Raw genomic sequence first — 18271 nt, forward strand, 5'->3', positions numbered from 1 at the left:
GCCCGGGAAAGGAAGCCCTGACGGAAATCGGTGACGGCTTTCGAGAAGTGGTCTGGAAAACTGCGGTTTGGGACCACAGTATTTAGTAAGCATTCTTACTAGGCCTTGGGGGCATAAATAATGAGCCACGTACTGCAACCGAACACGATGCAACCAAAGACTATTCATCGAGGAGCAGCTGCCGGTATCCGTCCTGTGCAGCAGCACACCGGCACAACCCTGTGGTCCATCCTCACGATCGAGCCTGAGTGCAAGGATGTCGGCGACGACATTCTCCGCCACATTATTGCCCCTCTGTCCTCCCGGCTTCGGGCCGGGGAGGGGAACCGGTTTCGGCTGTCACGCAGTCTCGAATCCGACCGCCAGTCCGTGCTCCTGCATTTGCTTGCCACCGACGACGTCGCCAAGCGTCTGTGGAAGTTTGCCCACGCACTGGCGGAACAAAATATTGCCACGCTGGGTGACGTGAAGATCTCCCACTCGCCGGGGCTCGTGTATCCGCCAACGCCGGGTGAGCCGGTACCTGAGGTGGTGGAAGCGGCACTCGCACGGTTTGGTGGGACGAAAGGCTTGGAACTCGTAGCTGATGTCGGCGAAGTCTCCCTGGATCTGGCTTTGTGGGCGGTCAACCGCTTTCCCAGCCTCAACACGCGCTCGATGCTGGCCGCCCTCCTTCTCTTCGACACGGGCCACGCCATGATGCGGGGTCCCCGGTCCGCGGTTTGGTCCGACCGCAGAACCACTAGCTGGGACTACTTCTGGAATGCGCATCTGCACGCCTGCACCGGTTCTTTTGGCCCGCACGCTGGGCAGGCGCGCAGGGCAATGAGGGCCCGGATTGCACCCCGGATTGCGCCCGCACACAGGATGATGGCCGCCGTGGCCGCAGAGCCGGCAGTGGATATCTGGCGGAAGCGCTGGGCAAGGGCCATCGATGAGTATTTGTACCGGGCGTACAAACAACGCGTCAGCCGCAGTGCGCAGCAGCTGGCTATGGGCGCTGGCCAGCTGGCGCTCAACGGGTTGGGCTTCGCGTTCCGGGAGCAGGCGGCCCTTGGCCTCTACGCGTCTGCTTGGAGTCAGGAGATAGAAGCGCAGTATCGGGGTGAGGAACGCTCGTCGCGGCCGTCAAAGCGCTAAACGACGGCAGGCCTCCCGCTCTCAGCGGAAGGCCTGCCGTCGTCGTTTGTTTCGGTTAGGAAACCGGAGCCAGCTCCGGGTAGTCCGTGTAGCCGGCGGCGCCGTCGGTGTAGACGGTGCTCTGGTCAATCTCGTTCAGGGGGTGGTCCTCCTGCCAGCGGCGGGCAAGGTCCGGGTTGGCGATGACGGGACGGCCGACGACGGCGGCGTCGGCCAGGTCTTCCTCGAGCAGCATGATGGCGTCGTCGCGGGTGGTGACGGTGCCGAAGCCGGTGTTCAGCAGCACCGGGCCGCCGAAGCGGCGGCGCAGGGCCTGGACCATGTCGTCGGCCGGGTCCTTGTGCAGGATGCTCAGGTAGGCCGGCTTCAGGTCCGCGATGCCGTCCACCAGGGCGGTGTAGGTGGCGGTTACGTCTTCGCGGTCGGTTTCCAGTACGCCCTGGATGTTGTGTTCCGGGGAGATGCGGATGCCGGTGTGCTCGGCGCCGACGGCTTCGGCCACGGCACGGAAGGCCTCGATGACCAGGCGGGCCCGGTTCTGAGGCGATCCGCCGTAGGAGTCGGTGCGGGTGTTGGAGACGGGGGAGAGGAATTCCTGCAGCAGGTAACCGTTGGCACCGTGCAGCTCCACGCCGTCGAACCCTGCCTTCATGGCGTTGCGGGCGGCGGAGACGAAGTCCTGCACGATGCCGGGAAGTTCGGCTTCGGTGAGGGCGTGCGGGACCGGGTAGGCCTGCTTGCCGTCGTAGGTATGGGCCATGCCTTCGAGTGCGATGGCGCTGGGGGCGACCGGCTGCCGGCCGCCGTTGATGTTCTCGTGGGCTACGCGTCCGGAGTGCATGAGCTGGGCGACGATCCGGCCGCCGGCTTCGTGCACGGCGTCGGTAACGCGCTTCCAGCCGGTTACGTGTTCCTCGGTGACCAGGCCGGGCATCAGGGCGTTGCCCTGGCCGGTGAAGGAGGGGTAGATGCCGTCACTGATGATCAGGCCCAGGGAGGCGCGCTGGCGGTAGTGCTCGACCATGATGTCGGTGGGGACGCCGTTGCGGTCGGCGCGCACGCGGGACATCGGTGCCATGACGAGGCGGTTGGGCAGTTCCATAATGCCGACGGTCAGCGGGGTAAAGAGTTTCACTCAGGAGTTCCTTTTGTCGCGTGCCGCAGGGCCGAAGTTGCCCCGGGCGGAGTTCGTATACCCAGCGACAACCCGGAGGAGGGCCCGTGGTATTCCGGGACGCGTCCGATGTCACATCCGCTGTCACGTTGGGCGCAGCGTTACTTGCCGCTGAACACCGGGAACCGGCTGAAGGTGCCGTAGTCGGTGATCTTCAGGCTCCGGAGGAATTCCAGGTCGGAGTCCGAGATCACGAAGTCCACCTGTGCGTTGCTCCTCATATGCTCCGGGTTTGTTGTCTTGGGCAGCGGCACGGTGCCCAGCTGCAGCGCATACCGGATACACAGTTGAGGAACAGTCACCGAATAACGCTCCGCCACGGCGGCGACTTCCGTGTTCCTGAGGATCTCGCCGTGGGCAATGGGGGAGTAGGCCTCGACGAGCAGATGATGTTCCTCGCAGTAGAGCAGGAGGTCATCCGGGGTGCTGCCGATGTGGAGGAGTATTTGGTTGACCTGCGGGGCGACGGTGCAGGCAGAGAGGATGTTCTCCAGATCCTGCTGCTGAAAGTTGGAGACACCGATCGAACGGATTTTGCCCTCCCGGTGGGCTTCTTCGAGTGCCCGCCAGACCTCTCGGTTTCCCTCGGCGTAGGAACCCCCGCGCCAGTCATCCCAGGGCTGCGGGCTGTGGATCAGCATGAGGTCGAGATACTCCAGGCCCAGCTCCGTCAGCGAGGCGTCGATCGCGGCTGCGGCCTTCCGGTGGTCCTTGATCTCGGCGGCCACCTTGCTGGAGATGAACAACTCCTCGCGCGGCACGCCGCAGCTGCGCACACCTTTCCCGACACCGTGCTCGTTGCCGTACGCCTGCGCAGTATCGATATTGCGGTAGCCGATCTCCACCGCCGCCCGGACAGCCCGGGCGGCGGCGCCGTCCTCCATGAACCACGTGCCCAGGCCCAGCTTGGGAATGGCGTGTCCATTGGCGAGGGTGTGGGTCTCATTCAGGATCATTGGTCCGGCTCCTCGGGGCTGGCGGAACTGCAGGCTTATCCCACTATGTTCCAGCAGCCCCGGGCCGGACGGAACGGTTCAGGAGCCTCAGAACCGGCGCTCGGCGATGTTGACCCGGGTGGCCTCGTCCAGCGCGGACTGAATCTGCGCGGCCGGTGTCGGTCCGGGTTCCGCGTCCAACATCCGCTCTTCGGGAACCGCCGGGTCCTCGAAGTAGATCCGTCCGTACGCAGCAGTGTCAGGCTCAAACCGCCAGCTATCGGCGAGCGAACCGGCGTCGACCGTGTCAAAGCCCAGCCGGTCAATGACGGCTGCCGCCTCGGCCTTGGCCTGCTCGTCGTCGGAGGCGATGGGCAGCGCCGAGCGGTCGCCGGCGCCGGCGGGGCGGGCGAGCAGCGGGATGTGCGCGGCGATGATGTTGTTGAAAGCCTTGACGAGGCGCGCTCCGGGAAGCTGGTCCTGCACCATTTCGCTGGTCGTCACGGTGTTGCTGATGAGTTCGTCAATGCTTCCGTCGCGGGAGGGATAGTAGTTGCTCGTGTCCAGCACCACCTTGCCGCGCAGCAGCCCATCCGGCAGGTCCTTCACCGCCTTTAGCGGAATTGAGAGTACGACGGCGTCGCCCTGCTGCGCTGCCTCTTCCACCGTTCCTGCCCTAGCCAGGGGGCCGAGCTCAGCTACCAGTTCCTGCAGCGACTCGGGCCCGCGCGAGTTCGCAATGACCACGTTCAAGTCTGCTGCGACCGCGAGCCGCGCGACGGCTGAGCCGATGTTTCCGCTCCCGATAATTCCCAGTGTCGGCATAACGTATCCCTTTCGGTGGTTTTCGTTGGTGTTGGTGCAAGCAATTCCCGGTGTGGGGAAATTCCTCAGGACGCACTCGGATCGGCCCGGATCGGTCAGTGCCGCACGGGATAGCGCAGGTGAAGCACCCGGTTGCCCCGCAGCACCGCGTCGGGGTCCTCCAGCAGATGCTGTGCGTGGGCCGACCCGAAGAAGCGCTTGCCGGAGCCGAACACGACGGGTGCGACGTCCATGCACACCTCATCGACCAGGCCCGCGGCAATCACGTGGCCGCCGATACCGGGCCGTACAGAACTACCTTGCCCATGGGTGCTCCTCTGCTTAGTGGTGCCCACAGACTAGGGTTTCGCGAGCCGTCAGACCACGGTCATCAGCAGAAGTGCTATGGATCCCCAACCGCTCGCCGGGACAATGCTGGGCTATGCTCTGCTCAGACGTGACGGGGACTGCTCCCGTTAACGCCGGGACAAATGGGGGATGCTCGTGCTGAAAATCGTTGGTGCTTCAACAACGCGCCGGGCCGGCCGATGGCCTGCGGCCGCGTGCCTCGTTTTGCTCTCAACCTCGCTGGCCGGCTGCACCGCCGAAGCCCTGCCCTCGTCAGCCCCGTTGCTTGCAACGACGACGCCGACAGCGGCGGAGCCGCATGCGACGACGCCGACGTCGTCACCTAGCCCCATGGCAAAACCGTCAGTGAGCGGGGAGACGATCGTCGACTCGTTCGGCAACACCGACTTCTACATCACCGCTGCGGACGACACCTTGGCCCTGGTGGCCGAGGCGTACGGGTTTTCCGAGGCCAAGGTCGCGGGCTTCAATGGGCTGCAACCGGGAACGGTCCTGGCTCCGGGCACCAGACTCCGGCTGATGCCGGACGGGCCGGGGATAGGCGCCTCCGGTGCGGCCGTAGTTGACACGGCCGGCATCCCGACGAGTTACACCATCGAGCACGACGACACCCTGGCCGGCATCACCTACCGGTTCAACGTCACGGCGGATCAGCTGGCGGAGGCAAATAAGGTGCCGTTCGTGACTGAACAGGGCAATGTTCACTTTGTCGTTGCCGGGCGCACCATCCAGCTGCAGAAAAACCCGGTGGACAGCAGGTCCGGCACGGGGCAGGCAGTGGAGAACTCATGGGGGACAACTGTTTTCTACACCACGGCCGACGGCGACTCCTTCGACAGCCTGGGCTACCAGTTCCGCGTCGGAACAGCGGAAATCCTGCAGTACAACCCCTCGCTCGTCGAAACGGAACCAATTCCCGCCGGAACTAAACTGTGGATGATCGCGGGGGATCTGCCCCTCGAAGGCGCCAGCGGCACGTTTACCGCGGACGCCGACGGAATCCCGCTGACCTATACGACCGTTGCCGGTGACACCGAAGTTCAGGTTGCTGCCCGCTTTGGCGTCACCGTCCTGGCCGATGCCAACCGCCCCACCTCCGGCACCCGCGGCGTCTGGTACGACTCGACGATTGACGGTCACCTGGCGGCCGGGCAGACCATCAGCGTTTCGCTGGACCAGCCGATCAACAAACCAGGTCTCGACTCATGACCGGATTCCCTGAGCTGCTCCATACGGTCCTGGACACCACGGATGTCCGGGGGCTGGCGGAGTTTTACCGCCGGCTTCTCGGGCTCCAGTACCGGCCGGGGGATGAACCTGCGGCCGAAGGGGAGGCGGAGGACGCCGACTGGCTGGTCCTCACCGATGCGCGGGGCCGTGCCAAGCTGGCTTTCCAGCTGGTGGAGCGTCTGGAGCGGACCACCTGGCCGTCGCCCGATGTGCCGATGCAGATGCACCTTGACCTGACCGTTCCGGACCGGGAAGCGCTGGAGCACCAGCATGCCCGGGCTCTGGAGCTGGGGGCGGAGCTGCTCTTTGACCGGACCGACGACCCGGATGAGCCGTTGTACGTGTACGCCGATCCGTCCGGCCACCCGTTCTGCATTTTCGTTGCCTGAAACCGGTCGCACGTTTCTTGGCGCACGGTACGCGGCATTTTCTCAGGCCGTCGCGTATCTGTTTGAAGTCGGAGTCGGTGGGCAGGGCGGCGGCCAGGTCCAGGATGACGCGGGCGGCTTCCACGGCGGTGTCGTCCGGCAGCGGGGGAGGGGTTTCGCCGGATTCCAGCGCGCGGATCATTTCCTCGCGCCGGGCGACCTCTTCTTTCAGGACGGCGATGCGCGCGGCGGGGTCCGGGTTGGATTCCTGGGCCAGGTTCTCCACCCGGTCCAGCAGGGTGGCCAGCCGGGAGGAGTTCAGCGAGGTTTTGTCGCTGGTGTAGCCCTCCAGGTAGGAGAGGAAGCGGACGGAGGACTCGGTGAGCTCGTAGACAAACTTCCCGTCCGCGCGGGGGCGGGCGAGGTAGCGGCGGGCCACCCAGTCATCGGCGTAGTTCCGGCCGGTCCAGTCCTCGCGCAGGGTGACGCCGTCCATGCGGAGGCGGTTGAGGAAGGAGTCCGTCATGGCGTGGAAGTCGTCCAGGCCTACCCGCGGGCGGGTGCGGGTAAAGGCCTCGCGGAAGAGCGCCAGCACCCATGGGTTGGCGTTGGTCAGTTTCCAGCCGGGGGGTGCCTCTATGGTTTTCGTCAAGCCGCTGAGGGCAGATTCTTAGGCGCCGGGTCTTCATAAAGGGTTCCGTCGCGAAGCATCGCGAAGAGGACGTCGGAGCGACGCCGGGCCAGAGCAATAATCGCTTGGTTGTGGCGTTTACCTTCCGCGCGTTTGCGGTCGTAATACGCTCTGGACGGTGGATGATGCAGCGCGGCGAAGGCCGAGAGGAACAGGGCGCGCTTGAGTTTCTTATTGCCCCGCCGGCTCGGATGCTCGCCGCGGATCGAAGTTCCCGAGCGACGGGTGACCGGGCCGATCCCGGCGTAAGAGGCCAAATGGGCTGCGGAGGCAAAGTGCATGCCGGTGACTTCGGTGAGGATCCGTGCGCAGGTCCTGACGCCGATGCCGGGCATCGAGGTCAGGACCTCGTAAAGAGGGTGGGCCTCCACGAGAGCTTCGACTTGGGTGGCGATTTCGTCGCGCTGCCGGCGGAGCGCGAGCAGTTGCTCAGCCAGTTTGGGCAGCACGATCCCGGCCGCGCCGGTGCCCACGACCACCACCGTCTGCTCGCCGAGAGCATCGAATACTGCCTCGGTGAGCCGCTCAGCAGCCCGAGGCGCGTGCTTCTTCAACCGTGCTCTGACGTGTCCGCGGCCGGCGGTCTTCAACGCCTGCGGGGTCGGATAGCGGGTGAGCAGATCCGCGACGGCCGGATGGTCCAGATGCGGACCCAGCGCCCTTTCCAGGGCGGGATGGATTTGGGTGAGAAGCCCGCGGATCCGGTTGGAGGTGGCGGTGATCTGTCCGGCGAGGTCATCATCGAATCCGCAGAGCACCCCGAGTTCGGCCAGGGTTTCATCGTCCAGTTCCACCGACCGCAGAGTATGGGGCATGGGCCGGGCGGCTTCGGCAATGATGGCCGCGTCCCTGGCATCGGTTTTCGCCTGGCCCGGGTGCAGATCCGCGATTCTGCGCATCGCCAGGCCCGGCAGATAACCCACGGCTGCTCCGGCTGCCTGCGCGACCGCGACAGGCAGCGCCCCGATGGTCGCCGGCTGGTCCACGACGACTAGGACTTTCCCGTAGCCGGCGAGCTTGGTGAGGACGTCCCGGATTTTGGTTTCGTCCTGCGGCAGGGCCTTGTCGTAGAGCTTCTTCCCGGCCGGTTCAGAGCCACGGCGTGGTGGCCGGTCTTCCAAGGAAAACGTCGATGCTCTCTTGCTCCAGAATCATCTTTTACCCCCGTCAATTCGCTGAGACTGACGTGTTGGCTGGTCAGGAGCGGACAGGAAGTCGCATCCACGTTACGAAGGACCCCGTCGTCGTGCCTCTATTAGCGATCGACCCGCCGCCAAGCCGGTTCCGGTGGCAACACCCCCCCCGGATCATGGATGACTGGGGGCAAAAACCATGCCGGAACCGACCGGCCAACACACCCATATCCTGCATCAGGAACGGGCTACGAAAAAGGTAACGGGGCGGCCTGGAGCCGTTGCAGTTCGGCCCAGTGGGCAACGGCGTTCTCGATGAAGGACATGCTGCGCTTTCCGCCCGTGCGGTGGGGAAAAACGGGCCTCCTCGATTTTAGCTGGGTGGGGGAGTGGGGTGGGGCAGGGAGCTCGCCTAGTGGTCTGGGAGGCCCTGAAGGACAAAGATGGTGCGCTGTTAATGGTTATAGCTGTAATCGGTGTTTGCGTAACGTCCGGGCGTGGTTCCTGAGCTCCCGTGAAGTCCCATACGCCACTCCTTGCATATCCCCGATGACGCCTCTCCACGCGTACACTTGCGGAAGAAGGCGATTGTACAGGGGGGCGGAAAACATGGCTGAAAAGTCTCCCAAAACGCTCGGCGAGCATGCCGCGAGGGGTCAACACATTGCTGAACCAAGTATTCACGCGTCACCAGACGAATATGAACTTGGAGCGTTGGCCTGGGCTAGCCGTGCCTCACAATCTTTGGGGAGTGCCTCTCACCCATTTCTTGCTTCAATCGAACGTCAGACCATGGAAGAACTTCCGGACGGCTCTGTGATCGCCGGTGCAGAGGGCGGGGTCGAGGGTGTTCCATTATACAAAGAAAGCCACTACAAATTTGAGTGGATCGTGCCATTGGACGAAGCTCTTGACTTCGATCTCGATCAGTTCATTACGCGCCTATATATTATGTCTGAGGAACACGCTTCACGGCTGACGAAGAGTATCCTCAATCACATTAGTGCTGTGTCGGAAGAGTATGGGCAAGTTGTCAATGCCGAAGGTAGACCATTTTTCGACGTGATTTGCGATTCCCTAGAAAAGCTCGAGTTTGTCTTCGACGATGAAGGCAACCACAATATAAGGCTTATGCTCAATCCAGATGATGCCAAGCTCTTTGCATCAATAACGCCGGAGCAGCAGTTGGTCCTCGACCAAATTGTTCAACGCAAACGAGAAGAGTGGAATGCTAAGAGACGTCGTAGGAACTTTCCTAGAATCCCTGACTGAGCGCGAATTTGATGCACCTCTCATTGCCTTGTTATCAAGTCAAGGGTTCACAGATATTCATTTTATTCACGGTTCATTTGAGTTTGGGAAGGACATTATTGCAAAACGCGTCTGTCCAGAGACGGGGGAGGTGTTGCAATATGCGATTCAGTCCAAAGCGGGAGACATTGGACTCCCAGGGTGGCGTGAAGTTCGTCCCCAGTTGGAAGAATCGGAGTACAACACACGCGCACATCCGAACTACGATGCTTCGCTAAAAAGAGTTGCGGTCCTCGTCACGACCGGACGATTGAAGGGCGCGGCGGCCGTAGACGCTCAGGAGTACAAGCAGACTGTTGAGGCCCGAGGGCGCACGGGTATCGAGTTCTGGGACAGGCTCACACTGACAGACTGGCTGTCCAGTAATCCTGATTCTGGGCTCATGGGGCGTCCTAATCGTCACTTCTTAGAGATTGTTGCCCGGGTGGCTACAGGCAAGCTTAGCGAGCGCGATGTTGAAAAATATACGAGGCGTTGGCTCAGCACAGGCGGTGGCCCATCAAACAACTTGGGCCTCGCTTGCATCGAAGCTGCGATTATCTCGAATAAGTTCCGTCTAAAACAGCGTTTGGACCTAGCGTCCATTGTCGCCCTCAACCTGCTCCGGGCGGTGGTGACTGCCGATCACGAACCAGGGAAAGATGGCCTCGCTGTCTCCGCTCGAAGATTGTTCGTGTCCTACGCGGAGCAGCTCTTACATCAGGTGGAGCCATTGCTTGATGACCCTTACACCTTCGCTCGATCCGTTGCAGGACCCTTTTCAATCGTGACTTATCCCGTAGTTACCATGCGCCTATTTGAAATCTTTGGCTTGCTCGTTAAAGTGGCCGAAGTTGAAGGGTATGCGGAAGTAGCTGCTCGAGCGCGGGTAGCAGTAGTCACTCTTGCTAGGAAGCATCCCGGTTCAGGTCGGCCGGTATCCGACGAGTTCGCGATCTCACTATTCGCACCGGTGCTTGTTCTCCGGACTAGTGACCTGATCCTGTGTCAGAGGTATCTGCACGCAGTGGCTGAATGGATTCTAGATCGTTACGAGTCCAAGTCCGGAGGGCTTGGACTGGGTGCTATAGGGGATCCTGAAGAAGTGGTTGTGGAACGGCTCCTCGGCGGTTCCTTGGAATCCACCCAATTGACTTATCGCCAACAGAGTTTTGTAGCGACGGCTGTGCTTGATCTGACACACCTTCTCGGTTTTGGAGAGCTACACGAGGCCTTACGGGAGAACCTCGACGCGCTCGACGTACAGCCGATTGAGCTGGCTGTGGCACCTGAGCGAGCCTTTTGGCGACGCGGTGGAGAAGGAGTAGGTGCCCCGCAGGGGTTGGGGCTGGCCGGACGCTATTCGGCAGATGACAGCCTCAAGGGTGTTGAAGACCTAGGAAGTCTCCACGACCTGCTTCTTATGAGCGTTTCGCGGTCGTGGTACACATTTGATTCGGTCGCCCGTCTATTTCGGTAATAGGCGCAGGCTCGCTGCAGAGGTCGCCAGTGAGACATCGCGCCGTGAGACCCGTGATCGACCGTGGCACTCTGACTTCTTAAACTTTTATTGCGTGGTTGCTTTCGCCACTGGGCGCTGACACATGGCCCGCACGTTAGTCAGGAACGCGGGATTTGGAAGCATTTATGAAGTCTTCGAACTCGCGGGATAAGAATTCGTCCGGACGAGACAGTAGCAGTGCCGCAGTGCTCCGACTTCCAAATATCTCGTCAGTGTGTGTCACTATCTCTTTCTAGGTGACGGCGACACTGGTTGCGTCCAGGCATGATTCCTGAGCAGACGCGGCTGCGCTGCATGGGGGCGACACTCTCGTCATCACTTCCTATGGGCCGGCCCATTCAGTACCTAGGCCCACCACCCATAGATCTACTCCCTGGCGCAAACGCCCACTACTCGGCCACTAGAGTTCTGCTGCTGATAAGTCCCTCAGCGGGCGGCAGCAGTCAAGCGCCAGCTGATCTGTAACGCAGGACGGCTGGCCGAGACAGGCGAGTAGACCACTCCCCTTGTGGCATGGGGTTTGGGCATGTCCGGACCAACCTGTATGGGAGGACGGCAAAAGTGAACACTGAGACTGGGTGAATACTCGGTAAACCGTTAATTCGGTTTTCCTGCCCCGCCTTGTTCTGAAATCACTGACTGATCCAGAATATCGAAGGCACGGGTAGTACCCAAGATTCATGTATGTATAACGGGTTGCAGCGGGGTTGTTGATTAAGGAAACAATTCGGTCAATCAGTTCCGTCAGGCTGTTCCGTTGGATAGAGCGAACCGGTTGTGACGTAGGCCGATAGCTCGATAACTGGGAAGCACCCGCTCTGCACGGATGTTTCGAGGGCGATTAGATCCTTATTGCCGGGATCAAGTTCGACAGCCGCGGCTATGCAATCTGTTGCTTTGGCTAAATCACCCTTAACCCACCATGCCTGGGCGAGTGTTAGCTGCAGCGCAGCATCCATCGCCGGGAGCAGTTCAAAGGTGACACGCCGCCGACCAAGGTCGGCTGTATGAACCTCGATGAGGTCTGCGAGCTCCTCCGTTGTCCAAGGATGCTGGCGACCAAGGAGGATACCAAGGGTGAGGGTGGGAATAGACGGCTGGTCGAGGTCGCCGATGTACTTATCGATGATCCGCTCTGCACCAGGACGATGCATCGAATCCGGGGTGATACGGTGCCAAAGAACATATGTAGCAAGCAGTGGAACCCGAGATGTTCTTCGTACCTCACCGGCCAAGAGCTTCTCAATACGTGCCAGCGGGACGCTCATGTCTGCAACCTTGCCACTGCCTCCTAGAGCGACGCACATCATCTCGAGTGTGACTCCAAATAGCTTAGGACCTTTTGATGCGGCGAATCCGTTATATGAATGGAGCCACATCGTCGCATCCAGCTTCATCTGTACCTGACCCGGGAGCGCCCGCTTCCAATTGAAGTCGAGGTCGACGCCCGTGGCGCCTCGCTGGATGAAAGAGCGAATGACATGGCGGCTAAGCCGGTTGAGGCCCTCGGCGGTAAGTACATGCTGACCGTCGATTTCGGTGGTGTCGCTGACACCCGAGGCCGCCCACAACTCCGGTTCCAATTCCCTCATCTCGTGCAGGGAGACCGAACGGGTGCGGTATGCGAAATCCAATGCTCGAGGTAGGTGCACTGCTTGAATGGGACGGATGACCTCGTCTGCTTCACCTCGGTAATAAGATAACCCGATGTGTTCGAGTACGAATGCTTGAAACTTCCGTCTTAATGACAATTGGTCGATTTCCAACACTGCAACTTTTATTTGCTCGGCGCGTTTTTCGGGCAATCCCCGAATCGCGGCGTCAACGATTCCGCGACGGGCCTTATCATAGTCATTCCATGACGGCGCGGGCACGTCAGTGTCAGCCGAAAGAGATTCAAGGGCGGCGACATACAAGCTATAGGCGAGGGTCACATCGGTATGTACCAAGACGGAGGCGTCTACAATACGTCGAATCGCTCGCATTGCCTTCTCAAAGTACGGGCGCCGGAGTGCCAGGAGAGCAGTGAATAATTCACGTAAATCTTCTACTTCAACATCAGTAACGAATCGCCGCGGTGTCAGTGTGCGGCGCAGACGATGTCGCGGGTGAGCCGAAGAGTCTTCGTGAAACCGTAATAACCGCTGTGCCACGTCATGGTTATCCAGAAGGATCCCATCCAAAGCGAAGGCGACGACATCGGCTACGTCACTAAGCAGTGCCTCACCATCGGTCGCTATATGCCATGCATCTGAGCCGTCAGGGTTTTTCTTCGGTAATCGGTCCACCGCGCTGATCATGACTGCGTCACTCGCTGAGGCGAATTGCAGTGTTCCGACGGGTAGATTGACGTCGTCGGCGTGGATCCGGGTGAGATTGGTATAGAAAACACGCCGGTGTCGGGTTTCAAATGTTTCTTCGTCGTCGAAATACATGCCCGTTGAGATCTGCAGCATTACTTATCCTCGCGTAGGGCCGGTTTACTATAGCAACTCTAGTCGGGATGGAAGACGGCCTTCGCAAAGACAATGATCGGCATCGACTCAATAGACACCGCATTTATCGCCGGTAAACAGCTCTCTTTGAGTGCCTCACCGAGAACGTTGTAGGGTCGCCGTGTGGTGCGGCTCGCATTTTTATCCTCTTAAGCTCCTGTCCCTTCCCCGGTTTCTTCATCTTCATTCGGCAGTGCCTCATCGTCAGAGGGCGAACTAGTTTCCTTCTTTAGACTTGTTTGTGCGCTGCCCGAGAGGAAGAACCGGGAAATCTGGGATATGGCGGCCTGTGTCTGACTGGGTACTTGAATTATCCCCGAGAAGTCGAACCTAGGCATCTCAGCAGCCAACTGCTGCGCAATATTCTGACCAGGTACTTGCCATAAATCTGGGAAGTGGACCTCGGGCGTCACAACTCTCAAATGCTCTGCCATATTCACACTAGGTACTGGCACAATCCCTGAGAAGTCGAACTTGGGCATGGCAGCAGCGGCCTGCCGTGTCAGATCACTTCCAGTAACGAAAGAATTGGCAGAGTAACCACCAGGGGTATGCCGAGCAGCGACAATAGCCCTCTTTTTCAGCCCTTCTAGGGCTTCCTTGGTCCGTTCGTCGGTCATATCAGGTAGTGAGGGATCGCTAACAGTTAAGAGTGTTGGAGTCTGGTCCTCGTCTTCGTTTGCTGAGAAGAGCAGCTTCACATTCCAGGCGCAAGCAATGTTCCGCGCGTCATCGCCATCCGTCGTGACCCCGTAGAGCAACCATTGCGTCGTTGCGGTGTACCAGATATCACCCTCGATCTTGTGGCCAAGGACGTCATCGAGTCCGATGAGTTCCGCTTCGGGCGGCATTACCCATGAAGTCCACTGCGCTTCGGCCTCTGTGTCTCCTAAACCTACGAACACGGCGGGTGGAGTGAGGATCTCAACAGCAGCCTGAATCAAGCGAGACTGTGCCAGCCGTGAACTGAGCAGTTCCCATGCAGCTCGCTCCGCGTCAGCCCCAGAGACTTCTGTGGCGAATTCGGAGATGACCTGATCGAAATCCTTAAGACGTGTGAGCCGGTCCTCAACGCCGTTAAGGTCCTGATCCATCGGGTAGCTATAGGAGATTCCGTCCCCGAAATCATTGGTGTTGTTCGTGACGAAACAGATGCGCTCTTCGGGGTTTTCTCTGAGATATTCCAGGATAGAGAACCAAATAGCTACATCCCGTGCACCTTCAGAATGATCCTTTGCCCGCTTCGCAGGCGGAAGCGCCATTGCCTCCCGAGCCAAGGCCTTCAGGGCGACAGCACCACTCGTCTCGATCACCTCAAAGATTTCACCGTAAGAACTTCGCCAGTGATCGAGTAGCCGCTCCACATCGAGTGACTCTAGCGAACTCTCAACTTCCCACGGAAGCATTTCCTGTAGTTTCTGGAGGGCGTTTACCGCCGATTGGTGTCTCTCTACGTAGAACTTCGTCTGGTGTGCGGCCATCTCTTCCAAGACGATCCACGGCACGGCAACTTTATGATGTCCAGATTCCCGCAGCTTCCGGATGAAGTCAGCCCGAGGGCCGTCTGGCGGGAGAAGGCGGACGGCATTCGTATCAAAGACGATCAAAAGTAATCCTCGAACTCACTCGACTCACTAGGTCGGATGGTGATTCGCGCTATGTGGTTGCCCGAACCCCGTAGGTGACATAGCCAGCATAGAACGGCCTCAATGAACCGGCGTGGTACCGGCGACGCTGCGGCGCGGTGGTGAACAAAAACGATGGTTTCATGAATGTCCCTGCCTGTAGCGAGACACGCCCGGGAAGGGCGTCTGGTTTCCCGCGCCCGTTTGATCTGTTCCGGCAGGGCGGAGATCAGGTTGTAATGGCCTTCCTGCCCCTTGTCATAGAGAGGTGCCCGTTTCTGCACCGCCGCAGCAAGCGCCGCCGTGTCCACGGGCGCCGGAAAGGCCTGGAACTGCTCGATCATGTTCAGCAGGTAGCGGCCGTCACCGTCCGCCCTCGCAATCAGTGCCTGCCGGGCATCATCCGTCAGCGGCAGCGGTGCGCCGAGGAGCTCCTCGGCGCGGGCGATGAGGGTCTCCAGCGCGGCGTCGTCGAGGCGTTTCAGCACGAAGACCTGGGTGCGGGACAGGAGTGCCCCGTTGAGCTCAAAGCTCGGGTTCTCCGTCGTCGCGCCGACGAGGACAACGGTGCCGTCCTCGACGTAAGGCAGGAACGAGTCCTGCTGGGCGCGGTTGAACCGGTGGATCTCGTCAACGAACAGCATCGTGCCCTGGCCGACCTCCCGCCGGCGCTGCGCCGCAGAGAACACCTTGCGGAGGTCAGCGACGCCGGAGAAGGTGGCGGAGAGCGGTTCGAACGCCAGATCGGTCTGCTCGGCGAGAAGCCTGGCGATGGTGGTCTTCCCGCACCCCGGCGGGCCCCACAACACCATGGACACGAGCCGGTGCGCATCCACCATCCGGCCGATGGGAGCATCCGAGGCGAGCAGGTGGTCCTGCCCGACGACGTCGGCCAGGGTGCGGGGTCGGAGCCGGTCAGCCAGGGGCCGCGCGGCGTCGTCGGCTTCGAACAGGGGTGGGGTGTCGTTCACGAGTGCTCCGTGGCCGAGCCGCCGGCGAGGTCATAGGAGGTGCAGACGAGGTCCTCGATCAGCTCGGCCGTGATCCCGGTCCCGGGTGCAACCGAGATCCAGTGCCGTTTGTCGAGGTAGTGTCCGGGGGCAATTGTCCCGTGGCCGCGGCGCAGCGCGTCTCCATAATCCGGGTGGACCTTCACGGTGATGATCTGCAGATCAGGGTCGTCATCGGTGACGATGAGGAAGACCTTGCCGCGCACTTTCCACACGTCCAGGTGCGGGGTGAACGGACGCCCGCGGCTCACGTCCGCAAGCGACGCCGCTGTGTCACGGGCAATCTGCTGCAACCGCGCCCCGGAGAGCGTCACCAGGAATTCCGCCCGCGATGCTCCAATTTCCCGCCCATCATCCGATCTCCATCCGTCCATAAATACATTACGAGCAATGCGACGCTGTGGCGCACCGCCCGCCTCGCCTCCGACAGCCAGTTGGGGCAACATGTCGTCATTCTCGCCTTATTCCCCTGATCGCCGGGGCGCCAAGCACGCACCCGCCACACCTCTGGCACTGCCCGATCCAGCCGCCTAGACTGACGGCCATCTGAGCGCGCCGACCTGAGGAGCAGCATGGCCACGATCGCCGAGACCGTCGTCCACAACCTCGCCGCCAATGGGATCCAGCGGATTTGGGGTGTTCCCGGCGACTCCCTGAATGCGGTGACTGAGGCCATCCGCCAGGAGAAGGGCATGGAATGGATGCTCACCCGGCACGAGGAGGAGGCCGCGTTCGCTGCCGCCGGGGAGGCGGCGCTGACGGGCGAGCTCGCGGTGTGCGCGGGCAGCTGCGGCCCCGGCAACATGCACCTTATCAACGGGCTCTACGACGCGCACCGAAGCCGGGTTCCCGTGCTCGCGATCGCCTCACACATACCAACCGACGAGATCGGCAGCCAGTACTTCCAGGAGACCCGGCCCACGGAGCTGTTCCGGGACTGCACTGTCTTCTGCGAGATGGTGCTGAGCCCTGAGCAGATGCCGCGGCTGCTGGAGATCGCCATGCGGACTGCCATCGAAAAGCGGGGCGTCGCCGTCCTCGTGATGGCGGGCGACGCCGCGCTGGAGGATGCCGTGGACGAGCGCGTTTTCACGGTCCGCCGCACTGACCCCGTCACGGTGCCCTCCCCGGCGGAGCTGCAGGAGGCAGCCGCCACGCTGAACTCCTGCGGGAACGTGACGATCCTGGCTGGCGCCGGCGTTGAGGGGGCACGCGACGAGGTCCTCGCCCTGGCCGACGCGCTGGGTGCGCCGATTGTGCATGCCCTCCGCGGCAAGGAATTCATCGAGTACGACAACCCGTTCGATGTCGGCATGACCGGGCTCCTGGGCTTCGCGTCCGGTTACCGGGCGATGGAGGACTGCGACGCGCTGCTGATGCTCGGCACCGACTTCCCGTACCAGCAGTTCTACCCGAAGCACGCGAAGATCCTGCAGGTTGATATCCGGGGCGAGCAGCTCGGCCGCCGCGTGCCGCTCACCCAGGGCCTGGTCGGCGGGGTACGCGAGACGGCGTCGGCGCTGGTGCCGCTGCTTGAGCGCAAGCCGAACCGCACCCACCTGGAAAAGTCGCTGGACCACTACCGCCGCACCCGGCGGCAGCTCGACGATCTGGAGAAGCAGGGCCCGGGGACTATCCATCCGCAGCACCTCACCCACCTGATCGACGAGCTCGCGGACGACGACGCGGTCTTCCTGCCCGACGTCGGCACCCCGGTCATCTGGGCGTGCCGGCACCTGCACATCGGCGCGCGGCGGCGCCTGATCGGCTCCTTCTGGCACGGCACCATGGCGGCGGCCACCCCGCTCGGCCTGGGCGCCCAGGCTGTGGACCGGAACCGGCAGGTGGTGGTCCTCGCCGGCGACGGCGGCCTCGCGATGATGCTCGGCGAGCTGCTGACGGCGGTACAGCACAAGCTGCCGATCAAGATCGTGGTGTTTGACAACGCGGCGCTGAGCTTCGTGGAGGTGGAGATGAAGGCGGCGGGCCTCGTCAATTTCGGCACCGGGCTCGAAAACCCGGATTTTGGTGCGGTGGCGCAGGCGGTGGGGATGCACGGCGAGAGCGTGAGCCGCCCGGAGGACCTCGAGGGTGCGCTGCGCCGGGCGTTCGAGTACGACGGCCCGGCGCTTGTCTCCGTCGCGGTGGAGCGGCAGGAGCTCTCCATCCCGCCGAAGATCGACGCGAAGCAGGCCACGGGTTTCGCGGTCTACGCGCTGCGCACGGTGCTCGCCGGCAACGGCCGCGAACTGATCGATCTCGCCCGGGCAAACGCGCGCCAGCTGCTCTGAGTTCTTCACCCGGTTGGACGGGGAAGTGGCCATCGGCGGGCCTCGCGTACGGCAAGGGCGAAATGATGCCACCGAGCGCCCAATCAGTTGTTATGTCGTCTTTGTTATGACGTGTTGGGTGGTGGGATAGGCTGAGCCGTTGTCATTTTCAGGGGGAAATAAATGAAGCGTCCGCACCCAGTTGCCGGAATGTT

At 61.6% G+C, this 18271-nt stretch carries 14 protein-coding genes and 3 pseudogenes; 7 read left to right on the plus strand and 10 right to left on the minus strand.

The window, feature by feature from the left end:
- The first annotated feature begins 195 nt into the window (after nucleotides 1-195).
- Complete coding sequence (locus M1D40_RS08140; protein ID WP_461170829.1) at nucleotides 196-1140, plus strand: hypothetical protein; 945 nt, start codon at nucleotides 196-198, stop codon at nucleotides 1138-1140.
- A 55-nt stretch (nucleotides 1141-1195) separates the two neighbouring features.
- On the opposite strand, the gene M1D40_RS08145 is transcribed toward M1D40_RS08140, so the two are convergent.
- The 4 genes and pseudogenes from M1D40_RS08145 to M1D40_RS08160 form a co-directional block, all read right to left on the minus strand.
- A complete protein-coding gene (locus M1D40_RS08145; RefSeq protein WP_461171032.1) occupies nucleotides 1196-2242 on the minus strand; it encodes an alkene reductase in 1047 nt (348 codons plus the stop codon).
- A gap of 173 nt (nucleotides 2243-2415) precedes the next feature.
- Nucleotides 2416-3270: an aldo/keto reductase gene (locus tag M1D40_RS08150; RefSeq protein WP_461170830.1), complete on the minus strand. Its 855-nt coding sequence runs from the start codon at nucleotides 3268-3270 to the stop codon at nucleotides 2416-2418.
- Nucleotides 3271-3357: 87 nt separating this feature from the next.
- Nucleotides 3358-4074, minus strand: coding sequence for an NADPH-dependent F420 reductase (locus tag M1D40_RS08155; RefSeq protein ID WP_461170831.1), 717 nt, complete (start codon nucleotides 4072-4074; stop codon nucleotides 3358-3360).
- Nucleotides 4075-4169: 95 nt separating this feature from the next.
- A pseudogene (locus tag M1D40_RS08160) lies at nucleotides 4170-4352 on the minus strand (dihydrofolate reductase family protein); the annotation flags it as partial.
- A 264-nt stretch (nucleotides 4353-4616) separates the two neighbouring features.
- On the opposite strand from M1D40_RS08160, the gene M1D40_RS08165 reads away from it, so the two are divergent.
- From M1D40_RS08165 to M1D40_RS08175, 3 genes are read left to right on the plus strand one after another with little or no spacing between them, the layout of a single operon-like run.
- Complete coding sequence (locus M1D40_RS08165; protein WP_461170832.1) at nucleotides 4617-4748, plus strand: hypothetical protein; 132 nt, start codon at nucleotides 4617-4619, stop codon at nucleotides 4746-4748.
- Nucleotides 4749-4752: 4 nt separating this feature from the next.
- Nucleotides 4753-5631: a LysM peptidoglycan-binding domain-containing protein gene (locus tag M1D40_RS08170; protein WP_461170833.1), complete on the plus strand. Its 879-nt coding sequence runs from the start codon at nucleotides 4753-4755 to the stop codon at nucleotides 5629-5631.
- Nucleotides 5628-6041 (plus strand): VOC family protein, encoded by a 414-nt coding sequence (locus M1D40_RS08175; RefSeq protein WP_461170834.1) that lies wholly within the window; start codon nucleotides 5628-5630, stop codon nucleotides 6039-6041. Before M1D40_RS08170 ends, M1D40_RS08175 begins: the two co-directional genes overlap by 4 nt.
- 97 nt (nucleotides 6042-6138) lie before the next feature.
- Here the strand turns inward: M1D40_RS08175 and M1D40_RS08180 are convergent.
- Nucleotides 6139-6615: pseudogene (locus tag M1D40_RS08180) on the minus strand (DUF3375 family protein); the annotation flags it as partial.
- Between the two features lie 53 nt (nucleotides 6616-6668).
- Nucleotides 6669-7882: pseudogene (locus tag M1D40_RS08185) on the minus strand (IS110 family RNA-guided transposase).
- A gap of 571 nt (nucleotides 7883-8453) precedes the next feature.
- On the opposite strand from M1D40_RS08185, the gene M1D40_RS08190 reads away from it, so the two are divergent.
- Entirely contained in the window at nucleotides 8454-9116 is a 663-nt protein-coding gene (locus M1D40_RS08190; protein WP_461170835.1) for a hypothetical protein, read from the plus strand.
- Nucleotides 9073-10614 carry a hypothetical protein gene (locus M1D40_RS08195; RefSeq protein ID WP_461170836.1) on the plus strand — a complete coding sequence of 514 codons (1542 nt, stop codon included), beginning with the start codon at nucleotides 9073-9075 and terminating at the stop codon, nucleotides 10612-10614. The genes M1D40_RS08190 and M1D40_RS08195 overlap by 44 nt, the downstream gene beginning before the upstream one ends.
- 773 nt (nucleotides 10615-11387) lie before the next feature.
- Here M1D40_RS08195 and M1D40_RS08200 read toward each other — a convergent pair.
- The 4 genes from M1D40_RS08200 to M1D40_RS08215 all read right to left on the minus strand — a co-directional run bounded on the left by M1D40_RS08200 (nucleotide 11388) and on the right by M1D40_RS08215 (nucleotide 16160).
- Nucleotides 11388-13112, minus strand: coding sequence for a hypothetical protein (locus M1D40_RS08200; RefSeq protein ID WP_461170837.1), 1725 nt, complete (start codon nucleotides 13110-13112; stop codon nucleotides 11388-11390).
- 188 nt (nucleotides 13113-13300) lie between these two features.
- The gene (locus M1D40_RS08205; RefSeq protein ID WP_461170838.1) at nucleotides 13301-14758 is read right to left on the minus strand and encodes a PIN domain-containing protein; all 1458 of its coding nucleotides are present in this window, start codon (nucleotides 14756-14758) and stop codon (nucleotides 13301-13303) included.
- Nucleotides 14755-15747, minus strand: coding sequence for an AAA family ATPase (locus M1D40_RS08210; protein ID WP_461170839.1), 993 nt, complete (start codon nucleotides 15745-15747; stop codon nucleotides 14755-14757). Before M1D40_RS08210 ends, M1D40_RS08205 begins: the two co-directional genes overlap by 4 nt.
- A complete protein-coding gene (locus M1D40_RS08215; RefSeq protein WP_461170840.1) occupies nucleotides 15744-16160 on the minus strand; it encodes an MmcQ/YjbR family DNA-binding protein in 417 nt (138 codons plus the stop codon). Before M1D40_RS08215 ends, M1D40_RS08210 begins: the two co-directional genes overlap by 4 nt.
- 198 nt (nucleotides 16161-16358) lie before the next feature.
- On the opposite strand from M1D40_RS08215, the gene poxB reads away from it, so the two are divergent.
- On the plus strand, nucleotides 16359-18077 hold the full coding sequence (gene poxB, locus M1D40_RS08220) for a ubiquinone-dependent pyruvate dehydrogenase (protein WP_461170841.1): 1719 nt from the start codon (nucleotides 16359-16361) through the stop codon (nucleotides 18075-18077).
- Nucleotides 18078-18271 lie beyond the last annotated feature (194 nt).

This window comes from Arthrobacter sp. Z1-15 (genome assembly GCF_054792395.1).